The sequence below is a fragment of the Bradyrhizobium sp. 4 genome (assembly GCF_023100905.1).
Taxonomy (GTDB): domain Bacteria; phylum Pseudomonadota; class Alphaproteobacteria; order Rhizobiales; family Xanthobacteraceae; genus Bradyrhizobium.
In genome coordinates this window covers 5,451,559-5,477,555 of record NZ_CP064686.1, presented here as the reverse complement: position 1 = coordinate 5,477,555, position 25,997 = coordinate 5,451,559, and the positions used below count along the sequence as shown (strand labels likewise).

Annotated in this window: 24 protein-coding genes; 15 read left to right on the top strand and 9 right to left on the bottom strand. The window is 63.9% G+C overall.

What is annotated here, in order from left to right; translation table 11 throughout:
* Positions 1-47: 47 nt before the first annotated feature.
* Positions 48-2,399, top strand: a complete 2,352-nt coding sequence (locus IVB45_RS26065; RefSeq protein ID WP_247356529.1) for a bifunctional salicylyl-CoA 5-hydroxylase/oxidoreductase — start codon at positions 48-50, stop codon at positions 2,397-2,399.
* A 55-nt stretch (positions 2,400-2,454) separates the two neighbouring features.
* A complete protein-coding gene (locus IVB45_RS26060) occupies positions 2,455-3,705 on the top strand; it encodes a flavin-dependent oxidoreductase (protein ID WP_027566693.1) in 1,251 nt (416 codons plus the stop codon).
* A gap of 9 nt (positions 3,706-3,714) precedes the next feature.
* Here IVB45_RS26060 and IVB45_RS26055 read toward each other — a convergent pair whose 3' ends face one another.
* On the bottom strand, positions 3,715-4,170 hold the full coding sequence (locus IVB45_RS26055) for a cupin domain-containing protein (protein ID WP_027566694.1): 456 nt from the start codon (positions 4,168-4,170) through the stop codon (positions 3,715-3,717).
* Between the two features lie 29 nt (positions 4,171-4,199).
* Positions 4,200-5,375, bottom strand: coding sequence for an ABC transporter substrate-binding protein (locus IVB45_RS26050; protein ID WP_247356531.1), 1,176 nt, complete (start codon positions 5,373-5,375; stop codon positions 4,200-4,202).
* Positions 5,376-5,439: 64 nt separating this feature from the next.
* On the opposite strand from IVB45_RS26050, the gene IVB45_RS26045 reads away from it, so the two are divergent.
* From IVB45_RS26045 to IVB45_RS26030, 4 genes are all read left to right on the top strand, one after another.
* Positions 5,440-5,637 carry a hypothetical protein gene (locus IVB45_RS26045; RefSeq protein WP_247356533.1) on the top strand — a complete coding sequence of 66 codons (198 nt, stop codon included), beginning with the start codon at positions 5,440-5,442 and terminating at the stop codon, positions 5,635-5,637.
* Positions 5,638-5,651: 14 nt separating this feature from the next.
* Positions 5,652-6,143: a MarR family transcriptional regulator gene (locus tag IVB45_RS26040; protein ID WP_027566696.1), complete on the top strand. Its 492-nt coding sequence runs from the start codon at positions 5,652-5,654 to the stop codon at positions 6,141-6,143.
* 146 nt (positions 6,144-6,289) lie between these two features.
* Positions 6,290-7,981, top strand: a complete 1,692-nt coding sequence (locus IVB45_RS26035; RefSeq protein WP_247356535.1) for a benzoate-CoA ligase family protein — start codon at positions 6,290-6,292, stop codon at positions 7,979-7,981.
* A 21-nt stretch (positions 7,982-8,002) separates the two neighbouring features.
* Entirely contained in the window at positions 8,003-8,461 is a 459-nt protein-coding gene (locus tag IVB45_RS26030) for a RidA family protein (RefSeq protein WP_247356536.1), read from the top strand.
* 32 nt (positions 8,462-8,493) lie between these two features.
* On the opposite strand, the gene IVB45_RS26025 is transcribed toward IVB45_RS26030, so the two are convergent.
* Entirely contained in the window at positions 8,494-9,222 is a 729-nt protein-coding gene (locus IVB45_RS26025; RefSeq protein WP_247356538.1) for a CBS domain-containing protein, read from the bottom strand.
* A gap of 190 nt (positions 9,223-9,412) precedes the next feature.
* Here IVB45_RS26025 and IVB45_RS26020 point away from each other — a divergent pair, with 190 nt between their 5' ends.
* The gene (locus IVB45_RS26020; protein ID WP_247356540.1) at positions 9,413-11,260 is read left to right on the top strand and encodes an alpha/beta fold hydrolase; all 1,848 of its coding nucleotides are present in this window, start codon (positions 9,413-9,415) and stop codon (positions 11,258-11,260) included.
* Here the strand turns inward: IVB45_RS26020 and IVB45_RS26015 are convergent.
* Complete coding sequence (locus tag IVB45_RS26015; RefSeq protein ID WP_247356543.1) at positions 11,257-12,228, bottom strand: CHAD domain-containing protein; 972 nt, start codon at positions 12,226-12,228, stop codon at positions 11,257-11,259. The two genes, IVB45_RS26020 and IVB45_RS26015, sit on opposite strands and share 4 nt — an antisense overlap.
* 12 nt (positions 12,229-12,240) lie before the next feature.
* Entirely contained in the window at positions 12,241-13,773 is a 1,533-nt protein-coding gene (locus tag IVB45_RS26010) for a bifunctional aminoglycoside phosphotransferase/ATP-binding protein (RefSeq protein WP_247356545.1), read from the bottom strand.
* 192 nt (positions 13,774-13,965) lie between these two features.
* Here IVB45_RS26010 and IVB45_RS26005 point away from each other — a divergent pair, with 192 nt between their 5' ends.
* Both IVB45_RS26005 and IVB45_RS26000 read left to right on the top strand, forming a co-directional pair.
* Positions 13,966-14,796, top strand: coding sequence for a universal stress protein (locus tag IVB45_RS26005; RefSeq protein WP_247356548.1), 831 nt, complete (start codon positions 13,966-13,968; stop codon positions 14,794-14,796).
* A 70-nt stretch (positions 14,797-14,866) separates the two neighbouring features.
* On the top strand, positions 14,867-17,560 hold the full coding sequence (locus tag IVB45_RS26000; RefSeq protein WP_247356671.1) for a bifunctional acetate--CoA ligase family protein/GNAT family N-acetyltransferase: 2,694 nt from the start codon (positions 14,867-14,869) through the stop codon (positions 17,558-17,560).
* A 7-nt stretch (positions 17,561-17,567) separates the two neighbouring features.
* Here the strand turns inward: IVB45_RS26000 and IVB45_RS25995 are convergent, their stop codons facing one another.
* Both IVB45_RS25995 and IVB45_RS25990 read right to left on the bottom strand, forming a co-directional pair.
* Positions 17,568-18,056, bottom strand: coding sequence for a phage holin family protein (locus IVB45_RS25995; RefSeq protein ID WP_247356550.1), 489 nt, complete (start codon positions 18,054-18,056; stop codon positions 17,568-17,570).
* The gene (locus IVB45_RS25990; RefSeq protein WP_247356552.1) at positions 18,057-18,332 is read right to left on the bottom strand and encodes a hypothetical protein; all 276 of its coding nucleotides are present in this window, start codon (positions 18,330-18,332) and stop codon (positions 18,057-18,059) included.
* Positions 18,333-18,507: 175 nt separating this feature from the next.
* Between IVB45_RS25990 and IVB45_RS25985 the strand changes: the two genes are divergently transcribed.
* From IVB45_RS25985 to IVB45_RS25975, 3 genes are read left to right on the top strand one after another with little or no spacing between them, the layout of a single operon-like run.
* The gene (locus IVB45_RS25985; RefSeq protein ID WP_247356554.1) at positions 18,508-19,644 is read left to right on the top strand and encodes an ABC transporter permease; all 1,137 of its coding nucleotides are present in this window, start codon (positions 18,508-18,510) and stop codon (positions 19,642-19,644) included.
* 2 nt (positions 19,645-19,646) lie between these two features.
* Positions 19,647-20,414, top strand: a complete 768-nt coding sequence (locus IVB45_RS25980) for an ABC transporter ATP-binding protein (RefSeq protein WP_027519252.1) — start codon at positions 19,647-19,649, stop codon at positions 20,412-20,414.
* 3 nt (positions 20,415-20,417) lie between these two features.
* Positions 20,418-21,521, top strand: coding sequence for an MlaD family protein (locus IVB45_RS25975; RefSeq protein WP_247356555.1), 1,104 nt, complete (start codon positions 20,418-20,420; stop codon positions 21,519-21,521).
* Positions 21,522-21,527: 6 nt separating this feature from the next.
* Here the strand turns inward: IVB45_RS25975 and IVB45_RS25970 are convergent, their stop codons facing one another.
* Positions 21,528-21,845: a cytochrome c gene (locus IVB45_RS25970; RefSeq protein ID WP_247356556.1), complete on the bottom strand. Its 318-nt coding sequence runs from the start codon at positions 21,843-21,845 to the stop codon at positions 21,528-21,530.
* 148 nt (positions 21,846-21,993) lie between these two features.
* Here IVB45_RS25970 and IVB45_RS25965 point away from each other — a divergent pair, with 148 nt between their 5' ends.
* Both IVB45_RS25965 and IVB45_RS25960 read left to right on the top strand, forming a co-directional pair.
* Positions 21,994-22,704 carry a helix-turn-helix domain-containing protein gene (locus IVB45_RS25965; RefSeq protein WP_247356557.1) on the top strand — a complete coding sequence of 237 codons (711 nt, stop codon included), beginning with the start codon at positions 21,994-21,996 and terminating at the stop codon, positions 22,702-22,704.
* 495 nt (positions 22,705-23,199) lie between these two features.
* The gene (locus IVB45_RS25960; protein WP_027566711.1) at positions 23,200-23,928 is read left to right on the top strand and encodes a Crp/Fnr family transcriptional regulator; all 729 of its coding nucleotides are present in this window, start codon (positions 23,200-23,202) and stop codon (positions 23,926-23,928) included.
* Here IVB45_RS25960 and IVB45_RS25955 read toward each other — a convergent pair.
* Positions 23,925-24,701, bottom strand: coding sequence for a cyclase family protein (locus IVB45_RS25955; RefSeq protein ID WP_247290372.1), 777 nt, complete (start codon positions 24,699-24,701; stop codon positions 23,925-23,927). The two genes, IVB45_RS25960 and IVB45_RS25955, sit on opposite strands and share 4 nt — an antisense overlap.
* A gap of 322 nt (positions 24,702-25,023) precedes the next feature.
* On the opposite strand from IVB45_RS25955, the gene IVB45_RS25950 reads away from it, so the two are divergent.
* Complete coding sequence (locus IVB45_RS25950; protein WP_247356558.1) at positions 25,024-25,995, top strand: TRAP transporter substrate-binding protein; 972 nt, start codon at positions 25,024-25,026, stop codon at positions 25,993-25,995.
* Positions 25,996-25,997: the final 2 nt, after the last annotated feature.

Genomic DNA, 25,997 nt, shown 5'->3' with positions numbered 1-25,997 from the left:
ATTTTAGGCTTAAAATAGTTTCGCCGGGTTGAATTGGCGAGGCTCCCATGAAAGTCGCGATCATCGGTGGCGGACCTGCGGGTCTCTACGCTGCAATCCTGCTGAAGAAGCAGCGGCCGAGCGCCGAGATCGCGGTGTACGAGCGCAACCGCGCCGACGACACCTTCGGCTTCGGCGTGGTGTTCTCGGACGCCACCCTAGATAATTTCGAGAAGCACGACCTCCCGAGCTATCGCCGCATCACCCAGGAATTCGCCTACTGGGACGACATCGCGGTGCACTTCCGCGGAACGGTCCATCGGGTCGGCGGCAACGGCTTTTGTGGCTGCTCGCGGCAGAAGCTGCTCCTGATCCTGCAGGCGCGCGCGCGAGAACTGGGCGTCATCCTGAACTTCGAGGCGGATGTCGAGGACGAATCCCGCTTCGCTGACGCCGATCTCATCCTGGTCGCAGACGGCATCAACAGCCGCTTCCGCGACAAATATGTCGATCATTTCGCGCCGGAAGTCGATCTCCGTGCCAACAAGTTCGCCTGGATGGGTTCGACCAGGCCGCTGGATGCCTTCACCTTCATCTTCCAGGAGACGGAGTGGGGACCGTTCATCGCCCATGCCTATCAATATGAAGCCGGGCACTCGACCTGGATTTTCGAGACCGATCCGGAGACGTTCGAACGCGCCGGGCTGACGGGGCTGAACGAGACCCAGTCGGCTGCGCGAATGGCCGAGATCTTCGGCTGGTTCCTCGATGGGCATCAATTGCTCACCAATCGTTCGACGTGGCGCAACTTCCCGATGATCCGCAGCAAGCGCTGGGTCAAGGGCAACATGGTTCTGCTCGGCGACGCCAAGGCGAGCGCGCATTTCTCGATCGGCTCGGGCACCAAGCTCGCGATGGAAGATGCGATTGCGCTGGCAGAGGCGATGGAGAAGGCGCCCAGCATCAAGGCGGCGCTGGACGTCTATGAGCACGGGCGGCGTGAGGAGGTCGAGAAGACGCAGCACGCCGCGGACGTCTCGCTGGTCTGGTTCGAGCATGTCGACCGCTTCTGGGATTTCGATCCCGTGCAGTTTGCCTTCGGCGTGATGACGCGCTCGAAGGCGATCACCTACGATAATCTGAAGCTTCGCGCTCCTGACTTCGTGGCGGAGGTCGAAAGATCGTTTGCCAAGCGTGTTCGTGACAGCGGTTTCGAAGTCGACACCGAGAAGCCGATGGTGCCGCTGTTCCAGCCCTTCCGGCTGCGTGAGATGGAGATCGCCAATCGCGCCGTGGTGTCGCCGATGTGCATGTATTCGGCGAAGGAGGGCGTGCCGACCGATTTCCATCTGGTGCATTACGGATCGCGCGCGATCGGCGGCGCCGGCCTGATCTTCACGGAGATGACCTGCGTTGCCCGCGACGCCCGCATCACGCCCGGTTGCGCCGGTCTGTGGAATGACGAGCAGGAGGCCTCCTGGCAACGCATCGTTGATTTCGTCCATGCCAATTCGGCCGCAAAAATCTGCCTGCAACTGGGGCACGCCGGGCGCAAGGGCGCGACCAAGCTGATGTGGGACGGCATGGACCGTCCGCTCGAGGAGGGCGGTTGGAAGGTGTGTTCGGCATCGCCGCTGCCCTATTTTCCCGACAGCCAGGTTCCGCGGGAGCTCGATCGCGTCGGCATGAATGCAGTGAAGGACGCTTTCGTTGCAGCGGCCGAGCGCGGCGAGCGTTGCGGCTTCGACATGCTCGAACTGCACTGCGCCCACGGCTATCTGCTTGCGAGCTTCATCTCGCCGCTGACGAACACCCGCACGGATGAGTATGGCGGCTCGCTCGAAAACCGCCTGCGCTTCCCGCTCGAAATCTTCGAGGCGCTGCGGGCCATATGGCCGTCGCACAAGCCGATGTCTGTGCGCATTTCCGCGACCGACTGGGCCGAGGGTGGCATCGGCGGCGACGACGCAGTGGCGATCGCGCGGGCTTTTGCCGAGGCGGGCGTCGATCTCGTCGACGTCTCGACCGGGCAGACCGTGCGCGATGCGCAGCCGATCTATGGCCGCATGTTCCAGACCCCGTTCTCCGACCAGGTCCGCAATGAGGCGCGCGTGGCCACGATGTGCGTCGGCAACATCACGACGGCGGACCAGGCCAACACCATCCTGGCTGCCGGCCGGGCTGACCTCGTCGCGCTCGGGCGGCCGCATCTGGTCGATCCCTCCTTCACCATGAGGGCGGCAGCCTGGTACGGGGCGGACGACGCGTTCTGCCCGCCGCAATATCTTCCCGGAAAAGATCAGATTTTCCGCAACAGCGTGCGCGACCGGCAGGATCTCGAGGAGCTGAGAATTAAGGCTAAGCCCAAGACCCGGGCCGAGCTCAAGGCGGAGGCGACAAAGCCGCTTGCGGCCGAGTGACCGCCCGTGCGACTTTGGCCGCATTGCCTGGTGTGTACCGAGTGGAGTGAGGGCGATGAAGGCGATTATCGTCGGCGGCGGTATCGGTGGTCTCACCACCGCATTGATGCTGCGCTCGCGGGGCCTCGCTTGCGAGATCTTCGAGCAGTCCGACACCATCCGCGAGCTTGGCGTCGGCATCAACACGCTGCCCCATGCCATGCGTGAGCTGGCAGGCCTCGGTCTGCTGCAGCAGCTTGACGATGTCGCGATCCGCACCGACCAGCTCTATTACCTTAACCGTCACGGCCAGGAAGTCTGGCGCGAGGCGCGCGGCATCGACGCCGGCCACGATGTGCCGCAATTCTCGATCCACCGCGGCCGCCTTCAAGGCGTCATCCATCGGGCCGTCGAGGAGCGGCTCGGGCCGGAGGCCATCCACACCGGCTGCCGCCTCGGTGCCTTCACGCAGGACGAGGGCGGCGTCACCGCGTACTTCTTCGACCGCTCAGGCGCGCACATCCATACCGCACGCGGCGACATCCTGATTGGTGCCGACGGCATCCATTCGCGGGTCCGTGACACGCTGTTCCCGAGCGAGGGGCCGCCGTGCTGGAACGGCCTGATGCTGTGGCGCGGTGCGCGGGATTGGCCGCTATTCCTTACCGGCAAGTCGATGATCGTCGCCGGCGGGCTCAACGCCAAGGTGGTGATCTATCCCATCGCGGAGGGATCGAGCCCGGCGAGCCGTCTCACCAATTGGGCGGTGCTGGTGAGGGTCGGCGAGGGCAACGCGCCGCCGCCGCGGAAGGAAGACTGGTCGCGGCCGGGCCGTCGCGAGGAGCTGATGCCGCATGTGGCGCGCTTTTCGGTGCCTTACGTCGACGTGAAGAGCCTGATCTCGGCCACGCCCGAGTTCTACGAATATCCGACCTGCGACCGCGATCCGTTGCCCTATTGGTCGTCCGGCAGAGTGACGCTGCTCGGCGATGCCGCGCATCCGATGTATCCGGTTGGCTCCAATGGTGCCTCGCAGGCCATCCTCGATGCGCGCTGCCTCGCCGACGCGCTGGTGCGCGCCGAGCATCCGCGCCAGGCGCTGCTTGAATACGAGAAGAAGCGCCTGCCCATGACCGCGGACATCGTCCGCTCCAACCGGCGCGGCGGCCCCGAGGGCGTCATCGACGCCGTCGAGCAGCTCGCGCCTGATGGTTTCGACAATGTCGACAACGTGCTGAGCTATTCCCAGCGCGAGGCGATCGTGCGCGGCTATGCCACCAAGGCCGGCTTCGCCGCAGTGCCGGGACTTGCGGCGGTGCGGGCTTAAGATGCGCTGCTAGCCGCCGGGAGGCGGCGGCAGGAAGTGGATGTTGAACTCGGCGGCCATCGCCACCACGTCCTCGGGCTTCTGTTCCTTCATGTTGTGAAGGCCCCAGAACAGGTCGAACAGCTTGCGGGTCGGTGACACCCAGAACAACACCTTCGCGGTCTGATCCGATTTGTTGAAGATGCCATGCGGCACGCCCATGCCGAGCCGGATCAGGTCGCCCGCGGTCGCCTGCGACTCGGAATTGCCGAGCATGAAATCGAGCTTGCCCTCCAGCATGTAGAGATATTCATCCTGGTCCGGATGAATGTGCGGCGGCACGAACGTGCCCGGCGGCAGCGTCGCATGCCAGGAGAAGCTGTGCTCCGTGTTGCTCTTCGGCACATAGGTCTGGCCGAGGATGTTCCAGGAGATGCCCTGGATCCCCTCATTGGCCCGTGTGATGCCGGTGATTTCGCTTTTCATCGTGATCCTCCCTCGACGCGACGTGCGGCTTAGTTCGCCGCCTTGCAGTCCTTGGCGTAGCGGTCGCCGTAATTCTCAAAGACTTTCTGGACGATCTCGGTCTGGAACTTGCCGTCCGCGCGCTTGGCGACCTTGGTCAGGTAGAAATCCTGGATCGGATAACCGTTGGTGTTGAACTTGAAGGGGCCGCGCAGCGAGGTGAAGTCGGCCTTTTTCAGAGCGGCCGCGACCGCGTCCTTGTTGGAGAGGTCGCCCTTCACGGCCTTGACGGCGCTGTCGATCAGCATCGCGGCATCATACGCCTGGAAGGCGTAGGTGCCGGGCACGCCGTTATAGGCGGCCTCGTAGGCGGCGACGAACTTCTTGTTCTGGGGATTATCGAGATTGGGCGCCCAGTTCGCGCCGCCGAACATGCCGACCGCCGCGTCCTGCTGCGCCGGCAGCGTCGATTCATCTACCGTGAAAGCCGAGAGCACCGGAATGCTGTCGGCGAGGCCAGCCTGCCGGTATTGCTTGACGAGATTGACCCCGAGGCCGCCGGGCATGAACGTGAAGAGCGCATCGGGCTTCTGCGATGAAATCTTGGAAAGCTCCGGCTGGAAGTCCAGCGTGTTGAGCGGCATGTAGGATTCTTCGATGATCTCGCCCTTGTAGTCGAGCTTGAAGCCCGCCACCGAGTCCTTGCCGGCCTGATAATTCGGCACCATCAGATACATGCGCTTGTATCCGCGATCCTGCGCGACCTTGCCGAGGATTTCGTGCACCTGATCGTTCTGATACGAGGTCACATAGAAGAACGGGTTGCAATCCTTGCCGGCAAAAGTGGACGGGCCGGCATTGGGGCTGATCAGGAAGGTTTTCGATTCCGTGACCGGCCGGTGGATCGCCTGGAGGATGTTGGAGAAGATCGGGCCGACCACGAAGTCGACCTTGTCGCGCTCCAGAAGGCCCTTGACCTTGGTAACTGCTGCGTCCGGCTTCAATTCGTCGTCGACCACGACGACCTCGACATCGCGGCCGCCCATCTTGCCGCCGAGATCCTTCATTCCGAGCGCAAAGCCGTCGCGAACCTGTTGGCCGAGCGCGGCGGCGGGTCCCGACAGGGTCACGATCACACCCAGCTTGATTCTCTCCTGGGCGAGGGAAGGACTCACCGCGGTGCCAAGCAGCAAGGCGGCTGCGGCCAACGTCATTTGCGTCTTCATGATCTGTCCCCCGTGACAACAGGACTTGCGCTGCAAGCCGCTACTCCAATCCAAGTTTATGCCGATGATTGCTGCCGCGGCAAGCGAGCTCAAAGCGTCGTCATCTGCGGACAGCGGCGCATGCAAGCGGCGCGCCAATTATTTGAAGCCTAAAGAAATCGGGATGCGATCGATTGTTGCGGCTTTAGGCTTGCAGCCGGCTTCGATTTATTTGAAGCTCAAAATGTTGGAATTCGTGCCGGGCGCCAATGCTAGGCCGTGAGTGACTGCATCAACATGCTCGATTCCGAGACCAAGGCCGTCGAAACTCCGGAGGATCACGCCGAAGAGCTTCGGCTGTGGCTGCGCCTCTTGACCTGCACTACGCTGATCGAGGGCGAGGTCCGTGGCCGGTTGCGGCAGCGCTTCGACGTCACATTGCCCCGTTTCGACCTGATGGCGCAGCTCGACAAGGCACCCGACGGCATGACGCTGTCCGACGTCTCCAAGCGCATGATGGTGTCGAACGGCAACGTCACCGGTCTCGTCGAGCGCCTCGTGGAATCCGGTCATCTCGACCGCCGCACGTCGGAGACCGACCGCCGCGTCCAGGTGATCCGGCTGACCAAACTCGGTCGCGCCGAGTTTCGCAGAATGGCCGCGGAACACGAGACCTGGATCGCCGATCTTTTCGCCGACCTGACGCCGAAGGATGTGCGCGAATTGATGCGGCTGCTCGCCAAGACCAAGGCATCGGCGCAGAAATCGGCCGGTCGCCGCCGGGCCTAGTGCGCGGCTGACGCGCCCACCAATCCCATTTGCCGCCGGAAAAAGCACGGGATGCCCAAAATCCGCTATTGCACGAAATTGCTTTAAGCCTAAAATGTTTCCGAGTGAGTGCTGCCGGGTGCTTTCCATGCTGAAAGGAGCGTGCGATGGCCAACGCCGCCAAGGTTCAAGTCTCGGGCTCGCGTGACGATAACGCCGCGACAGCCCATGTCGATACGTTCGCGCGGCAGCATCTTCCGCCAGCCGAGCTCTGGCCGGAATTCATCTTCACGCGACCGGAACTGCAGTATCCGCCCCGCCTCAACTGCGTCAGCTATTTCCTCGACCGCTGGGTCGAGCAGGGACATGGCGACGCTCCTTGCGTGATCAGCCCCGCCGTCAGCTACACCTATCGTGAGCTGCAAACGGTCGTGAACCGCATCGCCAATGTGCTGGTCGGCAAGCTTGGTCTCGTCACCGGCGGACGCGTGCTGCTGCGTTCGGCCAACAATCCGATGATGGTCGCGACCTATCTGGCAGTGATCAAGGCCGGTGGCATCGTCGTCGCGACGATGCCACTGTTGCGTGCCAAGGAGCTGTCCTATCCGATCCAGAAGGCCGAGATCACGCTCGCGCTCTGCGACGGCAAGCTCGCCGACGAAATGGAGAAGGCGAAAGCCGCAGCCCCCGGCCTCGAGCGCGTGGTCTATTGGGGCAATGGCGGCAGCGACTCGCTCGAAGCGCTGATGGAGGATGCAAGTCCGGAGTTCAGGGCTGTCGATACCGCCTCCGACGACGTCTGCCTGATTGCGTTCACGTCGGGCACGACCGGCGATCCCAAGGGCACCATGCATTTCCACCGTGACATGCTGGCGGTCTGCGATGGCTATGCGCGCAACATCCTGCGCGCGGAGCAGAAGGATCGCTTCGTCGGCTCGGCACCGCTCGCCTTCACGTTTGGCTTCGGCGGCGTGCTGTTTCCAATGCACATCGGCGCCTCGTTCGTCGTTCTTGAGAAGACGGCGCCCGACGACATTCTGAATGCGATCGAGCAGTACAAGACCACGGTCTGTTTCACCGCGCCGACCGCGTACCGGGCGATGATCGGCAAGCTTCCGGGCCGCGATATTTCCTCGCTTCGCAAATGCGTGTCCGCCGGAGAGACGCTGCCCAAGCCGACATTCGATGCCTGGCTGAAGGCGACCGGCATCAAGCTGATGGACGGCATCGGCTCGACCGAGCTGCTGCACATCTTCATCAGCGCGACCGAGGACGAGATCCGCCCCGGTGCGACGGGCAAGCCGGTGCCGGGGTATGAAGCGAAGATCGTCGATGATTCTGGCAATGACGTTCCGCCGGGCACGATGGGAAGGCTCGCGGTACGCGGGCCGACAGGTTGCCGCTATCTCGCCGACGAGCGGCAGCGCAAATACGTCCAGAACGGCTGGAACATCACGGGCGATACCTATCTGATGGATAGCGAGGGCTATTTCTGGTACCAATCGCGCTCGGACGACATGATCGTGTCGGCCGGCTACAACATCGCAGGCACGGACGTCGAGGCGGCGCTGCTTACACATCCCTCCGTCCTGGAGTGCGGGGTCGTCGGCGCGCCGGACGAGGCGCGCGGCATGATCGTGAAGGCCTATGTCGTTGCCGCGCCGGGCGTAACGCCGGATGCCGAGCTCGTGGCTGCGTTGCAGGAGCATGTCAAACGCGAGATCGCGCCGTACAAATATCCGCGCGCGATCGAGTTCGTGACGCAACTACCGAAGACCGAGACCGGCAAGTTAAAGCGCTTTGCCCTGCGGCAACTGGCGCAGACCGCGGTGACGTCCTCCGGCGTCGCGGCGGAATGAGAGAAGGATAGAGAATTGTCCGTGACGACGCCGAAAAGCCCGCAGCTTGCGGTGCTGCCGACAGCACCTGTGGACGAAACCCGCGCCAGGGCGCAGGTGCTCCAACCGTCCGGTTGGCCGGTGCCGAAAGGCTATGCCAACGGCATGGCCGCCGAGGGACGCATCGTCGTCACTGGCGGTGTCATCGGCTGGGATGCCGAGGAGCGTCTCGCGGAGGGTTTTGTCGCGCAGGTGCGCCAAACCCTAGGCAACATCGCCGCGATCCTCGCGGAGGCCGGCGCGCAGCCCGAGCATCTGGTGCGCCTGACCTGGTACGTCGTCGACATGGACGAGTACCTGACGAACCTGAAAGAGCTCGGCAAGGCCTACCGCACCATCTTCGGCGCGCACTACCCGGCGATGGCGCTGGTTCAGGTCGTCCGCCTCGTCGAGAAGACGGCGCGCGTCGAAATCGAAGCCACCGCCGTCATTCCGCGCTGAACTGCGATCGGTGCGCGGTCAGCTTGCCTTGGTCAGCTCGCCTTGGCGAGGTCATCGTCTTCGGGCGAGTTCAGGTATATTCCTGACATGGTGTCGACCCAGCAGAGATGGTCGTGCACCTTCTTCACGCCGTTGACGTTCTCCGCTGCGACGATCGCGGCCTGTCGCACGCGCTCCTCGGTGATGACGCCGCTGAGATGAACGATGCCGTCGCGGACGATGACGTTCAGCCCGAACGGGCACCAGTCGTTCTTCTCCATGGTATCGATGATGCGGCTGCGAATGTGATCGTCGTCCGCGGTCGGGTCGGGTACGTCTCGGGCGAGGTCCGCCACCGCCTGGAGCAGGTTCGCGCGCGACACGATGCCGACGATTTTGTCGCCGCGGATTACCGGGAGACGCTTCACGTTGTTCCGCTCCATGAGATCGACGATCTCGGCAAGCGCCGTATCCTCGGTGATGGTCACCGGTGAAGAGGTCATCACCTCCGTGACCTTGCGACCGTGCTCGTGGACGAAGTCGCTGGCCGATTTGCCGGATCCGAGAATGAACCGCAGCCAGCGCCCGCGCTTGCGTCCCGTGCCGATTTCGCTGCGGCGGATGAAGTCGCCTTCCGAGACCACGCCGACCAGCTTGCCGGCATTGTCCACGACCGTGAGACCGCTGACATGCCGCTTCAGCATGATGTTTGCCGCCTCGACGATGCTGGTGTCGGGCGTAACCGAGATGACCGACCGGGTCATGATCTGATGGGCGCGCATGGCAGACTCCGCTGGATTGTCGAGGTCGATGCGCAAAACCTAGCTCTCGCGTCGTGCTGCGGCTTGACGCAGGTCAAGGGGTGAAGCGGGGCTCTTTCCGATGCCCGGACTTGATGCAGCTCAACGCGCATCCCAAGCCTCGCCATATCCTGCTGCCACGCAGCCAAGAAGCCGGCAGGAACATTCAGCCATGAGCGTCGTGCAGATATTTCCAAGGTCCGAAGGGCCGGCCGCGCAGGCTCTCTCCGTCAATCCTGTCGTTGAGCCAGAAGCCTCTACGACCGGCCCCGAAACGCTGGCTGGAATGCCCGTCGCCGCCGATCCCCTGCCTGTATCGGAGCCATACCCTCTCGATCGCGCGTTTCATGCGATGCTGGCGCGGTTGACGGGCGGGATTTCGCCGCTGGCCTTGTTGCTCGCCTGGCTCGATTGGAACTCTCATCTGGCTGCCGCGCCGCAGCGTCAGGTGGAGATGTCGCGCAATGTCCTTCGCGACATGGGCCAGTTCCTGGAAGCCGCCGCGCATGCGACGTCGCAAAAGCCGTGGTCCGTGATTGCATCGCAGGGACGGGATCGTCGCTTCAGGGGGCCGCAGTGGGAAGCCGCACCGTTCAATCTGCTTGCGCAGGCGTTCCTGCTCAGAGAGCGCTGGTGGCACGATGCCACGACCGGCGTACGCGGCGTGTCGCAGGCAAATGAAGCCATCGTCGAATTCTCGATGCGTCAGATGCTCGACATGCTGGCGCCGTCGAATTTCGCGGCGACCAATCCGCAAGTGCTGGAGAAGGCGTTCCGGAGCGGCGGGGAGAATTTCGTATTCGGCTGGCAGAACTGGTGCAGCGACCTGATGCGCCTGCTCTCCGCCGCAAGGCCAGCGGGCGACGAACAGTTCATCGTCGGCAAGACGGTCGCGGCTTCGCCGGGCAAGGTCGTTTATCGCAATGCGTTGATCGAGCTGATCCAGTACCATCCGACGACGGCTCAAGTGCGACCCGAGCCAATCCTGATCGTGCCCGCCTGGATCATGAAGTACTACATCCTCGATCTGTCGCCGCAGAATTCTCTGGTGAGGTATCTGACCGGCCAGGGCTTCACCGTATTCGCGATTTCCTGGCGAAATCCGGATGCCAAAGACCGGGATGTTGCCTTCGACGACTATCGCAAGCTGGGTGTCATGGCGGCGTTGGACATGATCGGCCGGATCCTGCCGGGCCGGAAGACCCATGCGCTCGGCTACTGCCTGGGTGGCACATTGCTGTCGATCGCTGCGGCTGCGATGGCACGCGATGGCGACAAGCGACTGTGCACGACCACCCTGCTTGCCGCACAGACGGATTTCACCGAGGCCGGCGAGCTGACGCTTTTCGTCAACGAGAGCCAGGTCGCCTTTCTCGAGGACCTGATGTGGCAGCGGGGCTATCTGGACACGACGCAGATGGCCGGCGCGTTCCAGTTGTTGCGCTCCAACGAACTGATCTGGTCGCGGCTGTCGCACGACTATCTGATGGGCGAGGGCGCGCCACCGAGCGACCTGATGGCCTGGAACGCCGACGCCACGCGGCTGCCTTATCGCATGCATTCGGAGTATCTGCGAAAGCTATTCCTGGGCAACGATCTCGCCGAGGGCCGCTATCGTGTCGAGGACAAGAGCGTCTCGCTTTCCGATATCCATGCGCCGATGTTCGTGGTCGGCACGCTCGCCGATCACGTGGCGCCGTGGCGATCGGTCTACAAGATCCACTATCAGGTCGATGCCGACGTGACCTTTGTGTTGACCAGCGGCGGCCACAATGCCGGCGTCGTCGCGCCGCCGGACGAGCCCGGCCACAGCTATCAGGTACTGATCAAGGCCGCCGATGCGCGCTATGTCGGCCCGGACGAATGGCTGAAGCTGGCACCGCAAGTCGAGGGATCGTGGTGGCCGGAATGGGCCGAGTGGCTGGCCGCACACTCCGGGACGCCCTGCGATCCGCCGCAAATCGGAGGCGGAGACCTTGACGGTCTGCCCGACGGGCCGGGAGACTACGTCCACACCTAATCCTCAGACCCCGCATTCGGCGCAAGGTCGGCGGAGCGGAACGGCTTGGCGTTGTCGAGTTTCCGGTAGGCGTCCGAAGCGATCCGCAACAGTTTCTTTTCGCGCTTGCGATTGAGGAAGCGAATGCCCGCCTCGGGGACGGCCTCGTTCAACGACGCCGCTAGGGCCTGACCTCGCGCATCGTCGTTCAGTTGTCCGAGGGACTTTTGCGCCTTGCGCAATTGCTTGAGGATCGACTTCTGCTTGGTCAGCGACTCGTCGGCGAACAGGTCCTCGAGCGACTCGATCGAATAGGTCAGCCGCTTGTTGAGAAGCCGCAGCTTGTGCCGTTTCTCGACATCAAGCTTGCGGAGCTTGCGCGCTGTCTTGAGCAGCGTCTTTTCCCATTGCGTGAGTTTCGCTGTTGCGTGGTCGGCGAGCGTGCAGCGGCGTAGCCTGATAGCTTCCTTGCTGCGCCGGGTCGACCAGGGGCCGCTCTCGATCCAGGCTGACGTCTGCTCGACGAGACGGCGATACCGCGCGGATTGCAGCGCGCGCGCCAACTGGCGATGGCTCTCGGCGCGCTTTTCGTCCCAATGCTGGAGCTCGGCAATCACCGTCAACTCGCCTCCACTCTCGGCGATGACCCGCTCGATTGCTACGTCGAGGTCCCGCACCATGCCGAGCTGGCTGTTCAGCCATTTCAGTTCGGTCCAGACCTCCGGCCGAAGGGCGTCATCGACCATCGGCGAGAAGAAGCGGATCGCGGTGCGCAGATGCGTCAGTGCAATCCGGATCTGGTGCAGTGCCTCGGGATCGCCGCGGCAGGTGCCGTCATGCTGGGCGAGAAAGGCGGCGAGGTGACGGCGGGCGATGATCCGGAAGGCGGTGTCGCAGACTATGCCGGGGCTGAGGCGGCCGGGCAGGGCATTGCGCCTTGCCGCAGGCTTGACGCGCGCGGCCGTCGAACTCGTGCTGGGTCGCGCCATTTGCAGATTGCCTTACTTGATCTCGGCGATCGCGTCCCGGCAGTTCTGGAGCGTCTGCTCTTGCGTCCCGGATGCATCGATGGTCGCCCAACCGACATGGCCGATATTATAGTGCTCTTGCAGCGCGGCAACCTCTTGCGTGGCGTCGGATGCGTCGCCCCGGCGGCCTCCGATCCGCGCCTGCCGGGTCGCGAGGTCGGCAACCAGAAACAGGCCGCTCAGCGGCACGTTGCGCTCGCGCTCCAGCGCCGCGACCGCGTCTCGTTCGTCCTCGCGGGCGAACACGCCGTCGATGATCGCTGAATGGCCTTGCGCCAGCACCCGCCCGGCATACTCAGCCAACATGTCGTAAACGCGGGCGGTAACCTCCGGCGTGTATGCGGATGCCGGCAGCCGGTCCGTGTCCTCGACCCCGAACATCTGCTTGCGGACCAGGTCGCTGCGCAGCACGACTGCGCCCAGCTGCGGCGTAACCTCCGGCGCGAGCGTGCGTGCCAAGATCGTCTTTCCGGTGCCTGACAATCCGCCGACTGCAATTAGCCGGGGAGCCGGCGGCTGGATCAGCGCGCGGGCTAAGCCAAAATAGCGCCGCGCCCCGTCGAGAATGCTGGGATCATCGGAATGCGGCGGCTTCAGCCGTGCCAGCGCGACCTGGGCGCGGATCGCCGCCCGGATGGACATGAACAGTGGCAGTGCGGAGAGCGCGTCGAGATTTTCGACCGGAGTCGCGGCGAGATAACGGTTCAGCACGATGTTGGCCGCGCGTGCCTGACCGTGGTGCAACAGGTCCATCAATCCGAATGCGAGATCGTAGAGCACGTCGGTGGTTGCCATCTGCGCATCGAATTCGATGGCGTCGAACAGCACCGGCTTCTCGTCGATCGACACGATGTTCGCAAGATGCAGGTCGCCATGGCAGCGGCGGACGAAGCCTTGACGGCCGCGCTCTTCGAGCAAGGGCCGGAGGCGGAGGAACATTGCGTGCGAGTCTCTGCCGAGTTCCGCGATCTCTTCGCCTTCGAAATGATTGCCGGCCCGCAGGCCATTGCTGTTGCCATCGATCAGGCCGGGGAAGGAGGAAACCCATGGGCTGCCGTCGGCGCGAACAGCCTGCGCATGCGAAGCGGCGATCGCGTCGGCGACAGCCGAAGCAAAAGTGTCATCCAGCGCTCCGGCCTTGGCCAGATGATCCAGCGTGCGGCTTTCGTCGAAGCGCAACATCTCGACCGCATACTCGATCGGCCGGCCGCTTCCGTCGACCTTCACCGATCCATCGGACTGTTCCGTGATCGCCACGACGCGGTGATAGATCTGCGGCGCCAGCGCCCGGTTGATCCTGATCTCCTTCTCACACGCCGCCTTGCGCTTCTCGAGCGTCGAATAATCGAGGAATGGAAATTTCACGGCGCGCTTGATTTTCAGGGCGCGTCTACCTTCGAGGAAGACTGAAGCGGCGTGCGTATCGATCCGCCTCACGTTTGGATGATCCGCGGAATTGGCGAGCGCCGCAAAGATCCGGTCCTGGGTCGCAGAATCGTCTGTCATTCCAGCTGGTACGTCCAGATGCGTCGGAAGGCGGCTCGCCCCGCGATCAGGGTAATCCATAGAAGCAGATCGCGGCCAGTCCTTGACTTCGGTCAACGCCTGTCTCCTTCCGGCCGGTCGAAGTTCCCGGCTTGACGAGGATCAAGCGTCCCGACCAAAGCCAGCCTATTCTGACGCCTGAGGAGAATCCCGATGCCGATCAAGGACGTCTTTCTGCCGCTCGTAGGCCAGCCACGCGGCCCGGCCCTTGCTGCGATCGAGAAATGCGTGGCCGTTGCCGCCGACCTCGGCGCCAGGATCACCGCGCTTGCACTCGAGGAGGATGTCTTCGTGCGGCCGAAGGTGATGCTCCCCGATGCGGCCGAGGCAAACGGCTCGCTTGGGGCGGGCGACAGTCAGCATCTCCTGGATGCGTTCACCCGCGCAACCTCCCGCACCGGCATCCGCGCTCAAAGCCGGTCGGCCAAGGTGCCGGCAGACCAGATCGCCTCAGTCCTGGCCGAGCACGGACGCTTCAGCGATCTCACGCTGCTCCCCGTGAAGCAGCACGACAGCCGAACCGAGCACATCATCGAGACGCTCCTGTTCGAATCCGGGCGGCCAGTGCTGCTTTGCCCGGAGCAGCATGTGGACGAACTGCGACCGGAATTCGAGAACGTCATGATCGCCTGGGATCACTCCGCGCGTGCGGCGCGTGCCGTCGGCGACGCGCTGCCTATCCTTCAGGCAGCAGCCCTGGTCCGCGTCGTGACCGTGGCGGACGACAAGTCAGACGCGATCGTGCAATCCGGGACGGCTCTGGTCGATCATTTGAGGGAACATGGGGTCTACGCCTCGTTCGAAACCGCGACGGGCAACGGCAGCTCGATTGGCAAGGTGCTCGGAAGCTGGGCGAATTCCCATGCCATCGATGCAATCGTGATGGGCGCCTACCATCATTCGCGCCTGAACGAGATCGTTTGGGGCGGTGTGACAAAGACCGTCATTGGCGAGCCACCGTGCTGGGTTATGCTCTCGTACTAGGCGGGTCGCCAGTTTATCGGGCTTGATCGTCAACCATCGGAACCGCCACCGACCGGGCGCATTTGCTTTCATGTCAACCTATCGTCTGAAGAACCTGCTGTCGCCGCGTTCGGTCGCGCTCGTCGGTGCGAGCGCCCGCCCGGTGTCCGTTGGACGCGCCGTTCTGGAGAACATTCAGAAGGCTGGATTCTCGGGACAGTTCGGCCTCGTCAATCCGCGCCATGCCGAGATCGGCGGCGTCGCGGCCGTGGACAGCCTCGACAAATTGCCGTTCGTACCCGAGCTCGTGATCATCACCGCGCCGGCGCGCGCGGTTCCCGGCATCGTCGATCAAGCTGCGCGACGCGGCTCGGCGGGCGCCCTGATCGTCTCGGCCGGGCTCGGTCACGGACCGGGGTCCCTGCAGGAAGCCGCCATCGCTGCGGCCCGCAAATACGGCATGCGGCTGATCGGGCCGAACTGCCTGGGCATCATGATGCCCGGCGTGAGCCTCAATGCCAGTTTTGCCGCGCACATGCCGGGGCCGGGGAATCTCGCGCTGATCTCGCAATCAGGCGCGATCGCGGCCGGTATGGTCGATTGGGCCGCGCAGCGCGGCGTCGGCTTCTCCGGCATCGTCTCGATCGGCGATCAAATCGACGTCGATGTTGCCGATCTGCTCGACCATTTCGCGATGGATCACAAGACCCGCGCGATTCTGCTCTACATCGAAGCCATCAAGGACGCGCGCAAGTTCATGTCGGCCGCGCGGGCCGCGGCGCGTGTGAAGCCGGTCGTGGTGGTGAAGTCCGGCCGAATGGCGCAGGGCGCGAAGGCGGCCGCCACCCATACCGGTGCACTCGCCGGCGCCGACGCCGTCTATGACGCGGCGTTCCGGCGCGCGGGCGTCCTGCGGGTCTCCGATCTGCGCGAGCTGTTCGATTGCGCCGAGACGCTCGGCCGCGTCGAGTCGCCGGCGGGAAAGCGCCTCGCCATCTTGACCAATGGCGGCGGCATCGGCGTCCTCGCCATTGACCGATTGGTCGAGCTCGGCGGCATTCCGGCGACCATCTCGGCCGACGCCCGCAAGAAACTCGATGACGCGCTGCCGCCGACCTGGTCCGGCGCAAATCCCGTCGACATCGTGGGCGACGCCGATGCGTCGCGCTATGCGGCGGCGCTCGAGGTGTTGCTCGCCGATCCCGACAACGATGCGGTCCTCGTTCTCAACGTGCAGACCGCGATCGCCTCGGCTGCCGATATCGCAACGATGGTGACCGAACGGGTCAAGGCATATCGCGAGAAGCACCGCGGTTGGGCCAAGCCCGTGCTCGCCTCGTGGATCGGAGCAGACCAGAACATCATCGAAACACTGTCCGGCGCGGGCATCCCGAACTATCCCACCGAGGATGACGCCGTGCGCGGCTTCATGTACCTCGTGAGGCACCGCGAAGTCGTGGAGGAGCTGAGCCAGGTTCCACCGGCGATGCCCGAGACTTTCGTGCCGGACGCACGGGCTGCGAAGCAGATCGTAGCTGCTGCCATCGCAGACGGCCGCCAATGGCTCGAGCCCGTCGAGATCAAGCACCTGCTCGAAGCGTACGATATCGCGCTGGTGCCCACATACGCCGCGGCCGATGTCGAGCAGGCGGTGGCCTACGCGAAAGACATCCTTGCGCAAGGCGCCACGGTCGTGCTGAAGATCATGTCGCGCGACATCGTCCACAAATCCGATGTCGGCGGCGTCGTGCTCAATCTGACGACGATCGAGGCGGTGCGCGCCGCCGCCATCGACATTCTCGCCCGGGCAAGCAAGCTGCGTCCGCAAGCCCGCATTGAGGGCGTCATCGTGCAGGCGATGGTCGTGAAGGCGAAGGCGCGCGAGTTGATCTTGGGCCTCGCCGACGATCCGACCTTCGGCACCGTCGTCGTGTTCGGCCGCGGCGGGACCGCGGTCGAGATCATCAACGACAAGGCGCTTGCGTTGCCGCCGCTCGATCTGCAGCTGGCCCGCGACCTGATCGACCGCACGCGCGTGTCACGGCTGCTTCGCGCTTACCGGGACGTGCCGGCGGTGAAGCCCGACGCGGTCGCCATGGTCCTGGTCAAGCTGGCGCAGATGGCCGCCGACATTCCCGGGATCCGTGAATTCGACATCAATCCGCTGCTGGCGGACGAAACCGGCGTGACCGCGGTCGACGCTCGCGTCGCGGTCGGGCCACCGCAACGGAAGTTTGCCGGCTCCGGCGCCGCCAATTTCGCCGTTCGGGCCTATCCGTCGCAATGGGAGCGCCGCCTCAAGCTCAAAGAGGGCTGGCGGATCTTCGCACGGCCGCTGCGTCCGGAGGACGAGCCGACCATCCACGCATTTCTGCGTCATGTCACGGCGCACGACCTTCGCCTGCGTTTCTTCGCGCCGATGAAGGAGTTCACACACGAGTTCATCGCGCGCCTGACCCAGCTCGACTACGCCCGCGCGATGGCCTTTATCGCGTTCGACGAGGCGACCGGCGAGATGGTCGGCGTGGTCCGACTCCATTCGGACTCGATCTACGAGAGCGGTGAATATGCGATCCTGCTGCGGTCCGATCTCAAGGGCAAGGGGCTGGGATGGGCCCTGATGCAGCTGATCATCGACTACGCGAGATCGGAGGGGCTCAAAGCGATCTCCGGTGATGTTCTCAGGGAGAACACCACGATGCTCGAAATGTGCCGGCAGCTCGGCTTCGAGGTGAAGCCGGATCCGACCGAGCCGGATATTTGCGACGTCAGGCTGAAACTTTGAGCGCCTGCTATGAGCGCGCTTCGGCCGGATTTGCCGCGGCGGAGTCCTTGGCCGGTCTCCGCAAAGTCTTGACCAGAACCGCAATCAGCGGCACCAGCACGGGCACGATCGTGCCGAGCGGATGGTGCACGGCCGCCGACACCTGGGCCTGGAATGTGCGTGCCTCGAGCTGAAGTGCTTCGATGGATGCGCCGTGAATCTCGTTGGCGAGTTCGATGTCGCGGCCTGCAGGAGGCCGGCCGGCAATCACAAAGAGAATTGCGGCGATGGCAAAATTGACGGCGCCGAGGATGGCCGCCGCGCCAATGGCACTCCAGATCTGCACCAGTGCGAAATAGGCGGACAGCTCCAGCATCAGGAGCCCGAACGCGGCGATCAGCGCCGCAAAGGCGCGCAGGCCTAGGCCGATCAGCAGGTGGCGCAGCCTGATGTCCGCGATGATCCTGTCGGTACGCCAGAGCACACGCAGATGTTTGACGACATTTTCGGTGTTCACCTAGTGCCTCCGCAGCATGAAGCGGACGACCACGCCGAGCGCGAAGGCCGAGGCCAATGATGTGATCGGGCGGTCCGCAATGAGGCCCTGAAGCTGCTGCTGCTCCTCGTCGACGGTCTCGCCGAGCTCGGCGAGCGCGGCCCTGATCTGATCGGCAAGCGCCTCCGCGCGGTCTTTCGAACTGTCGAACATCTCCTCGCCGGCCGTGCTCAGCAAGCGTGTGACGTCAAGCTTCAGCGTGCGCAGTTCTTCGCTCATCCTGTCGCTGTCGAACATGGATCTGATTTCCCCGTTAATGGAAACAAACCTAGGACTCACCGGCCCGACCGGGCTTGATTTGCGTCAAGAAGGCAGACGCGTCGTGGTCTTGAGACAGGTCAAACCGGCTGCCACATGCTGGCCTAGAATGACCGGCTGAATGGGGACCCGGTTGTCCCGATGAGGTGGAAGCGTGAACTCCGAACCGCTGTTGCTGGCAACGCCCTCCGGCGAAGAGCTGAAATTGTGCCCGGAAGGGCCGTGGATTGCTGCGAACGTGTCGATGCTGGAGACATTGTCCCGGTCGGTCGGGGCTGATGTCGATCAATCCAGAGCCGTGACCCTGGACATGTCGGGCGTCAGCGCGCTCGACACGCTCGGCGCCTGGATCCTGGAGAAGCTGTCGCGCAGGGCTTCATCATCCGGCAGGTCGGCCGAGTTTATCGGTGTCGCCGACCATTTCAGTGGCCTGATGGACGAGGTGCGTCAGGTCAACCGCCACACCCCGCCGCCGGCGCCTGCACCCGACCCTGTTCTGCTCAGGCTGAACGATCTCGGCAAGTCCACGGTCGGCGCGCGCGAAGACATCACGATCTTTCTTCAAATGCTGGGCGCGCTGTTCATGGCCCTGATCGGCGTGCTGCGCCGGCCGCGCTCGCTGCGACTGACATCGCTGATCTATCAGCTCTACCGCATCGGCTGGCAGGCCATCCCCATCGTCGTGCTGATCACCTTCCTGATCGGCGCCATCATCGCCCAGCAGGGCTTTTTCCATTTCCGCAGGTTCGGCGCGGAGTCCTACACCGTCGACATGGTCGGCATTTTGGTGCTGCGCGAGCTCGGCGTGCTGATCGTCGCCATCATGGTCGCTGGCCGCTCGGGAAGCGCCTACACCGCCGAGCTCGGCTCGATGAAGATGCGCGAGGAGGTCGACGCGCTGTCGACCATGGGCCTCGATCCCGTCCACGTCCTGATCCTGCCGCGGGTTGCGGCCCTGGTGATTGCGCTGCCGATCCTTGCTTTCATCGGATCGATCGCCGCACTCTATGGCGGCGGCCTGGTCGCGCAGTTCTATGGCGGCATGGCGCCGGCGATCTACATCGCGCGGCTGCACGAAGCGATCTCGGTCACCCATTTCGAGGTGGGCATCCTGAAGGCGCCGTTCATGGCGCTGGTGATCGGAGTAGTCGCCTGCAGCGAGGGCTTGCGCGTGAAGGGCAGCGCCGAGTCGCTGGGACGACAGACCACGACGTCGGTGGTCAAGTCGATCTTCCTGGTGATCGTGCTCGACGGCCTGTTCGCGATCTTCTTCGCCTCGATCGGAATGTGATCATGGGCGAATCGCAAGAGCAGTTCGCGATCCGCGTCCGCGACCTCGTGGTCGGCTTCGGCCGGCAGACCGTGCTCGATCATCTGTCCCTCGACGTGCGCCGGGGTGAGATACTCGGGCTCGTGGGGGCGTCCGGTGGTGGCAAGTCGGTGTTGATGCGAACCATCATCGGCCTCATCCCGCGCCAAGGCGGGACCATCGAGGTTACGGGACGGCCGATCGGCGGCCGTACCGAAGGCGCCGCCACGACATGGGGCATCCTGTTCCAGCAGGGCGCGCTGTTCTCCTCGCTGACGGTCCGGCAGAACATCCAGTTTCCGCTCCGTGAAAATCTCGTCCTGTCGCAGGAGCTGATGGACGAGATCGCGATCGCCAAGCTCGAAATGGTCGGGCTGCGGGCGCAGGACGCCGATAAATATCCGGCGGAGCTGTCCGGCGGCATGACCAAGCGCGTGGCGCTGGCGCGCGCGCTCGCACTTGATCCGCCGATCCTGTTCCTGGATGAGCCGACATCAGGTCTCGATCCGATCGCGGCGGGCGATTTCGACGCGCTGATCGGGACCCTGCAAAAGACCCTCGGCCTCACCGTGTTCATGGTCACCCATGATCTGGCGAGCCTCACCACGGTCTGTGATCGCGTCGCCGCTCTCGCCGACGGCAAGATCGTGGCGATCGGTCCGATGCGCGAACTGCTGCAATCCGAGCATCCCTGGGTGCGGGCCTATTTCCACGGCAAACGCTCGCAGATGCTGCAACACGAGATGAGATGAGACATGGAAACCCGCGCTCCCTACGTGCTGATCGGCAGTTTCGTCCTGGCGGCGATTCTCGCGGTGTTCGGCTTCGTCTATTGGCTGAACAACACCGGCGGCATCGGGCCGCGCACCAGCTATCACGTGCAATTCCAGGGCCCGGTGCCCGGTCTTCTGGTCGGCGCCGGTGTGCTGTTCAACGGCATCCGCGTCGGCGAGGTCACCCAGCTCGGGCTTGCGCCGGACAATCCACGCTTCGTCAATGCGACGATATCGGTTGCTTCAACCACGCCTGTGCGCGCCGACAGCAGGGTCGGGCTCGATTTCCAAGGGCTGACCGGCGTGCCGGTGGTGACGCTTGAGGGAGGCATCATCGTCGCCAAATCCGGCGAGCCCCCGACCCTGATTGCCGAGGCGGGTGCGGGCCAGAGCATGACGCAGGCCGCACGGGATGCACTGCGGCGGGTCGATACCGTGCTGGAGGACAATTCGGGCCCGCTGAAGGACACCATCGCCAATCTCAAGACCTTCTCGGACGGGCTTGCGCGCAACACCGGCAAGATCGACGGCATTTTGGCGGGCCTGGAGAAGATGACCGGCGGCGGAACGCCGGCGCAGAAAGTCACCTATGACCTGCGCACGCCGCAGAACCTCGGTCCGGCCGGCAAGACGCTCGCGGCGTCACTGGCCATCCCCGAGCCGACAGCGGTCGCCATGCTCCAGACCCAGCGCATGCTGTTTGCGCCTGGCGGCGACAATCCGGGTTTTGCCGATTTCCTCTGGGCCGACAGCATTCCCAAGCTGGTGCAGGCGCGGCTGATCGACAGTTTCGAGAACTACGACATCGCCCATGCGCCGTTGCGCACGGCCGATCTCGGGCAGGCGGACTATCAGCTGCTGATCGACATCAGGCGCTTCCGCATTGCCACCGAGGGAGAGACACGGGTCGAGATCGGCCTGTCGGCCCGGATCGTCGACAAGAACGGCAAGGTGGTCGCCTCGCGTCTCATCGAGACCAGCGAAAAGCTCGACAAGGTCGAACCGGCCGCGGCGGTCGCAGCGTTCGATACGGCCTTCACGCGCATCGCGAAGGAGCTGATCGGCTGGACCGTGCAGGCGGTGTGAGGGCGGCTATTCCAGGGTCTTGAGGTAGGACAGGAGATCGTGGATCTGGTCCGGACTGAGCTCGAAGGCCGGCATGTCGGCGTGGCCGGTGTTGATGCCCTCGGCCAGCGCCTCCCCAAGGCTCTCGATGGGATAGCGCTGGTGCAGGGCTCGCAGCGGCGGTGCGATCTTGAGCGGACTGTTCGACGCACGGTCGATCGCGTGGCAGCGCGCGCAATTGGCGCGCGCAAAGGCCTTGCCGCGTTGTTCGGCGGTCGGGGCCGCCAGGGCAGGCGTCATCAGAAGCAACCCGACCAACCCGTGACGCAGCGTGCCTTGCAGCATGTAAAGTGACCCCGTTTAAATCCGGGAGAAGAATAGGGCGGGGATTCCCTCCAAAATTGATCTGGGTCAACCGGCTTTGGCGCAGTGCAGTAAAATGCATCCGCGCGACGGAGTGGGCCTGATGGGCAGCCGGCGCTTGGAGCGGTCGATGAAGCCCGTAGTCACGATTGAGCCGAACTGGCAGCTCTGCAGCGATTGCGCCGTCCGCGCATCAGCGGTTTGTTCGTCGCTGGATGCGGTCGAGCTTCGGGAATTCGAGCATCTCGGCCGGGGCGTCCATTTTTCCTCGGGCGAGACTGTGTTCTCCGAGGAGGACATCACGACCTCGTTCTACAATCTCTTCGAGGGCGTCATGCGGCTGTACAAGCTGCTCCCCGACGGCCGCCGGCAGATCGTGGGCTTTGCCTTGCCCGGCGATTTCCTGGGGATGAATATTTCGGGCAGGCACAATTTTTCGGCCGATGCGATCGGCGCGGTGACCGTATGCCAGTTCGCGAAGGCACCCTTCGGCCGTTTCATCGAGGACCGGCTGCACCTCCTCAGGCGGATCAACGAGCTGGCGATTCGCGAGCTGAACCAGGCCCGGGACCACATGGTCCTGCTCGGCCGCCGTTCGGCGGACGAAAAGGTTGCGGCCTTTCTGCTCGGCTGGCGCGAGCGGCTGGTCTCGCTGAAGGGGGCATCGGACACGGTCCCGCTTCCGATGAGCCGCCAGGACATCGCCGACTACCTCGGCCTGACCATCGAGACCGTCAGCCGCACGTTCACCAAGCTGGAGCGCCACGGCGTGATCGAGATCATTCACGGCGGGATCAGCCTGCTCGATCCGGCGAAGGTCGAGGCCTTGGCCGCAGCCTGATTCCGACGCAGCGCGGCTCGATTTTGATCGGGATCAATGCATTCGGCCGCGTGCCCCGAATAATGCCTGAAACCACAGGGGAGGGCATCATGCCGGCTGACGCGTTGCTTATGAGCATCATTGTCGTAGCAATCTTTGTCACATTCGCCGGGGCACTGGCCTGGGCAGACCGGCAAACCAGTGCGGGCCCGCTCAAGTCAGACGTCAAGCGTCGAAGCTCCTGAGATCACGGTCGCATTTGCGCCCGCGGCGCGGGCTATGCCGTGCGAGTGCGGGAGGGTTGGCAGCGCCTCAACGCAAGGCGGCGTGCGGCGCCTGCAACTCTGCATCGCCTAGGACGCATTGGCTCATCCTTCGGCTGCCGGCTTCACGCCTGACCGCGGCATATTTTCGCCGCGTTTGCCTCAAATAGGGAGCATGCTTTCCGGTTGAAAAACTGGGCTACACTGACTACGCAGGGACCCCAGTGCCTCGCAGTCTTAGGAGCCCAGTGGCGTGCCTCAGGACAAGACCGGCGACGACCCCCGACAAGCGGCGGGAAATAAATTATCGGTCCTGCGCAAGCACCCGATCTTTGCGGATCTGGGGCCGGAGGCGCTGGATCAGCTCTGCCGTTACGCCAAGCACACCACGGTGAAGCGCGGCGCGACGATCGCCGCCAAGGGCGATCCCGGCAACAACCTGTTTGCGGTGATCACGGGGACGGTGAAGATCTCCTCTTCGTCGCCCGATGGCCGTAACGCCATTCTCAATCTGATCGGTCCCGGAGAGATCTTCGGCGAAATCGCGGTGCTCGACGGCGCCCCCAGGTCGGCCGATGCGACCGCCAACACCAATTGCGAGCTCTACATCATCGATCGCCGGGACTTCCTGCCGTTCGTGAAGAGCCAGCCGGCGCTCGCAATGAAATTCATCGAGCTGCTCTGCGCGCGCCTGCGCTGGACCAGCCAGCAGGTCGAGCAGGTGATCCTGCAAAATCTGCCGGGCCGGCTTGCGAGCGCGCTGCTCGGGCTCACCGAAGAGCGCAAGTTCGACTCCGGCAGCGGCACGCTCGTCATCACGCAGCAGGAGATCAGCGAGATGGTGGGGATGACGCGCGAGAGCATCAACAAGCAATTGCGCGCCTGGGCGGGCCGCAACTGGGTTCGCCTCGAGCACGGCGCCATCGTCGTGCTCGATATGGATGCCTTGCGCGAACTCGCCGAGAGCGGGCTCGACAGCTAGCTGTCGATGATCGCGACGGCGCGGGTCCAGCCTGCGGAGGCCCGCTCGATCTTCACCGGAAAGCACGAGACGGTGAACCCGGTCGAAGGCAGCTGGTCGAGATTGTGCAGCTTCTCGAGATGGCAATAGCCGATGTGCCGCCCCGCCTTGTGGCCCTCCCAGATCAGGCCGGCGTCTTTCGTTTCGGCATATTTCTTCGCGGTATGGACGAACGGCGCGTCCCAGCTCCAGCCGTCGGTGCCGGTCAGCCGCACGCCGCGTTCGAGCAAATACATGGTGGCCTCATAGCCCATGCCGCAGCCCGAGCTGACATAATCGGCTTGGCCGAACCTGGCGCCGGCGCCGGTGTTGACGACGACGATCTCCAGCGGCGACAGCGCATGCCCGATCCGCCTCAACTCCTTCTCGACGTCGTCGGCGCTCGCCACGTAGCCGTCGGGGAGATGACGGAAGTCGAGCTTCACGCCGGGCTGAAAGCACCACTCCAGCGGCACCTCGTCGATCGTCCATGACCGCTCGCCGCGATTCATGGTTGGATGGAAGTGCCAGGGCGCATCCAGATGCGTGCCGTTATGGGTCGACAGCGAGACCTGCTCGACGGCCCAGCCCTGGCCGTCCGGCAGGTCCTGCGCCGTGAGGCCCTCGAAGAACTGCAGCATCCGCGGCAGGCCCTGCTGGTGATCGATGTACTGGATTGCCGGGTGATTGCCCGGCGGATCGGCCGTCACGTCGTTTCTGAGCGGCACGGAGATGTCGATCAGCTTCCGCGGCATGGGCATTCCTCGGGATGGTCGTTTTGTTTCGCAGCATCTTGAGGGGGCCGCACCGGCGTCGTCAAGCAACGCCCACGAACGCTTCCCGCGCCGGACGACCAGATGATTTCGGAAAAACTGGACGATGGGCCGGTTGTCTGCCCAAAGCCGGCTTGATCCATCGATGCAACTCTAGCATTGATCGATGCCGGATTTAGCTTGGACAGAGAATGCCGCGCGCCCTAGGGACGACAATGGCGCTTGACTTCACACCGGAAGTGGAGCGACCCAAGGCGGCCCGCAGCTCTGCCCAACGACATAATCAACTCAGGAGGAAGCTCAGATGAAGATACTTACCGGCGTCATCGCAGCCGCTCTGCTGGCGGTCTCAGCCCCTTTGGCGACCGCACGCGATTTCCGTTCCGCCGACATCCATCCCGCCGATTATCCGACCGTCGAGGCCGTCAAGTTCATGGGCAAGCAGCTCGCAGCGGCGAGCGGCGGCAAGCTCGGCGTGAAGGTGTTCCCCAACGGTGCGCTGGGCTCCGAGAAGGACACCATCGAGCAGCTCAAGATCGGCGCACTCGACATGATGCGGATCAACGCATCGCCCTTGAACAACTTCGTGCCGGAAACGATCGCGTTGTGCCTGCCCTTCATCTTCCGGGACACGCAGCACATGCGTACCGTCCTTGACGGGCCGATCGGCGACGAGATCCTGGCGGCGATGGCGCCCGCAGGCCTGATCGGCCTCGCCTATTACGACAGCGGCGCGCGGTCCATTTACACCGTCAAGGCACCGATCAAGTCGCTTGCGGACGTCAAGGGTCTGAAAATTCGCGTCCAGCAATCCGATCTGTGGGTCGGCATGATCCAGAGCCTCGGGGCCAATCCGACGCCGATGCCCTACGGCGAGGTCTATACCGCTCTCAAGACCGGTCTGGTGGACGCTGCCGAGAACAACTGGCCGTCTTACGAGTCCTCGCGCCATTTCGAGGCCGCCAAGTTCTACAACGTCACCGAGCACTCCCTGGCGCCCGAAGTTCTCGTGATGTCGAAGACGGTCTGGGACACGCTGAGCAAGGAGGACCAGGGGATGGTCCGCAAGGCGGCGAAGGAATCGGTCCCCGTCATGCGCAAGCTCTGGGACGAGCGTGAGCAGGCGTCCCGCAAGACCGTCGAAGCGGCCGGTGTTCAGGTCGTGACGATCGCCAACAAGGCGGAATTCGTCGACGCGATGAAGCCGGTGTACGACAAGTTCGCCGGTGACGAGAAGCTGAAGGGCCTCGTCAAGCGTATCCAGGACACGAAGTAAGT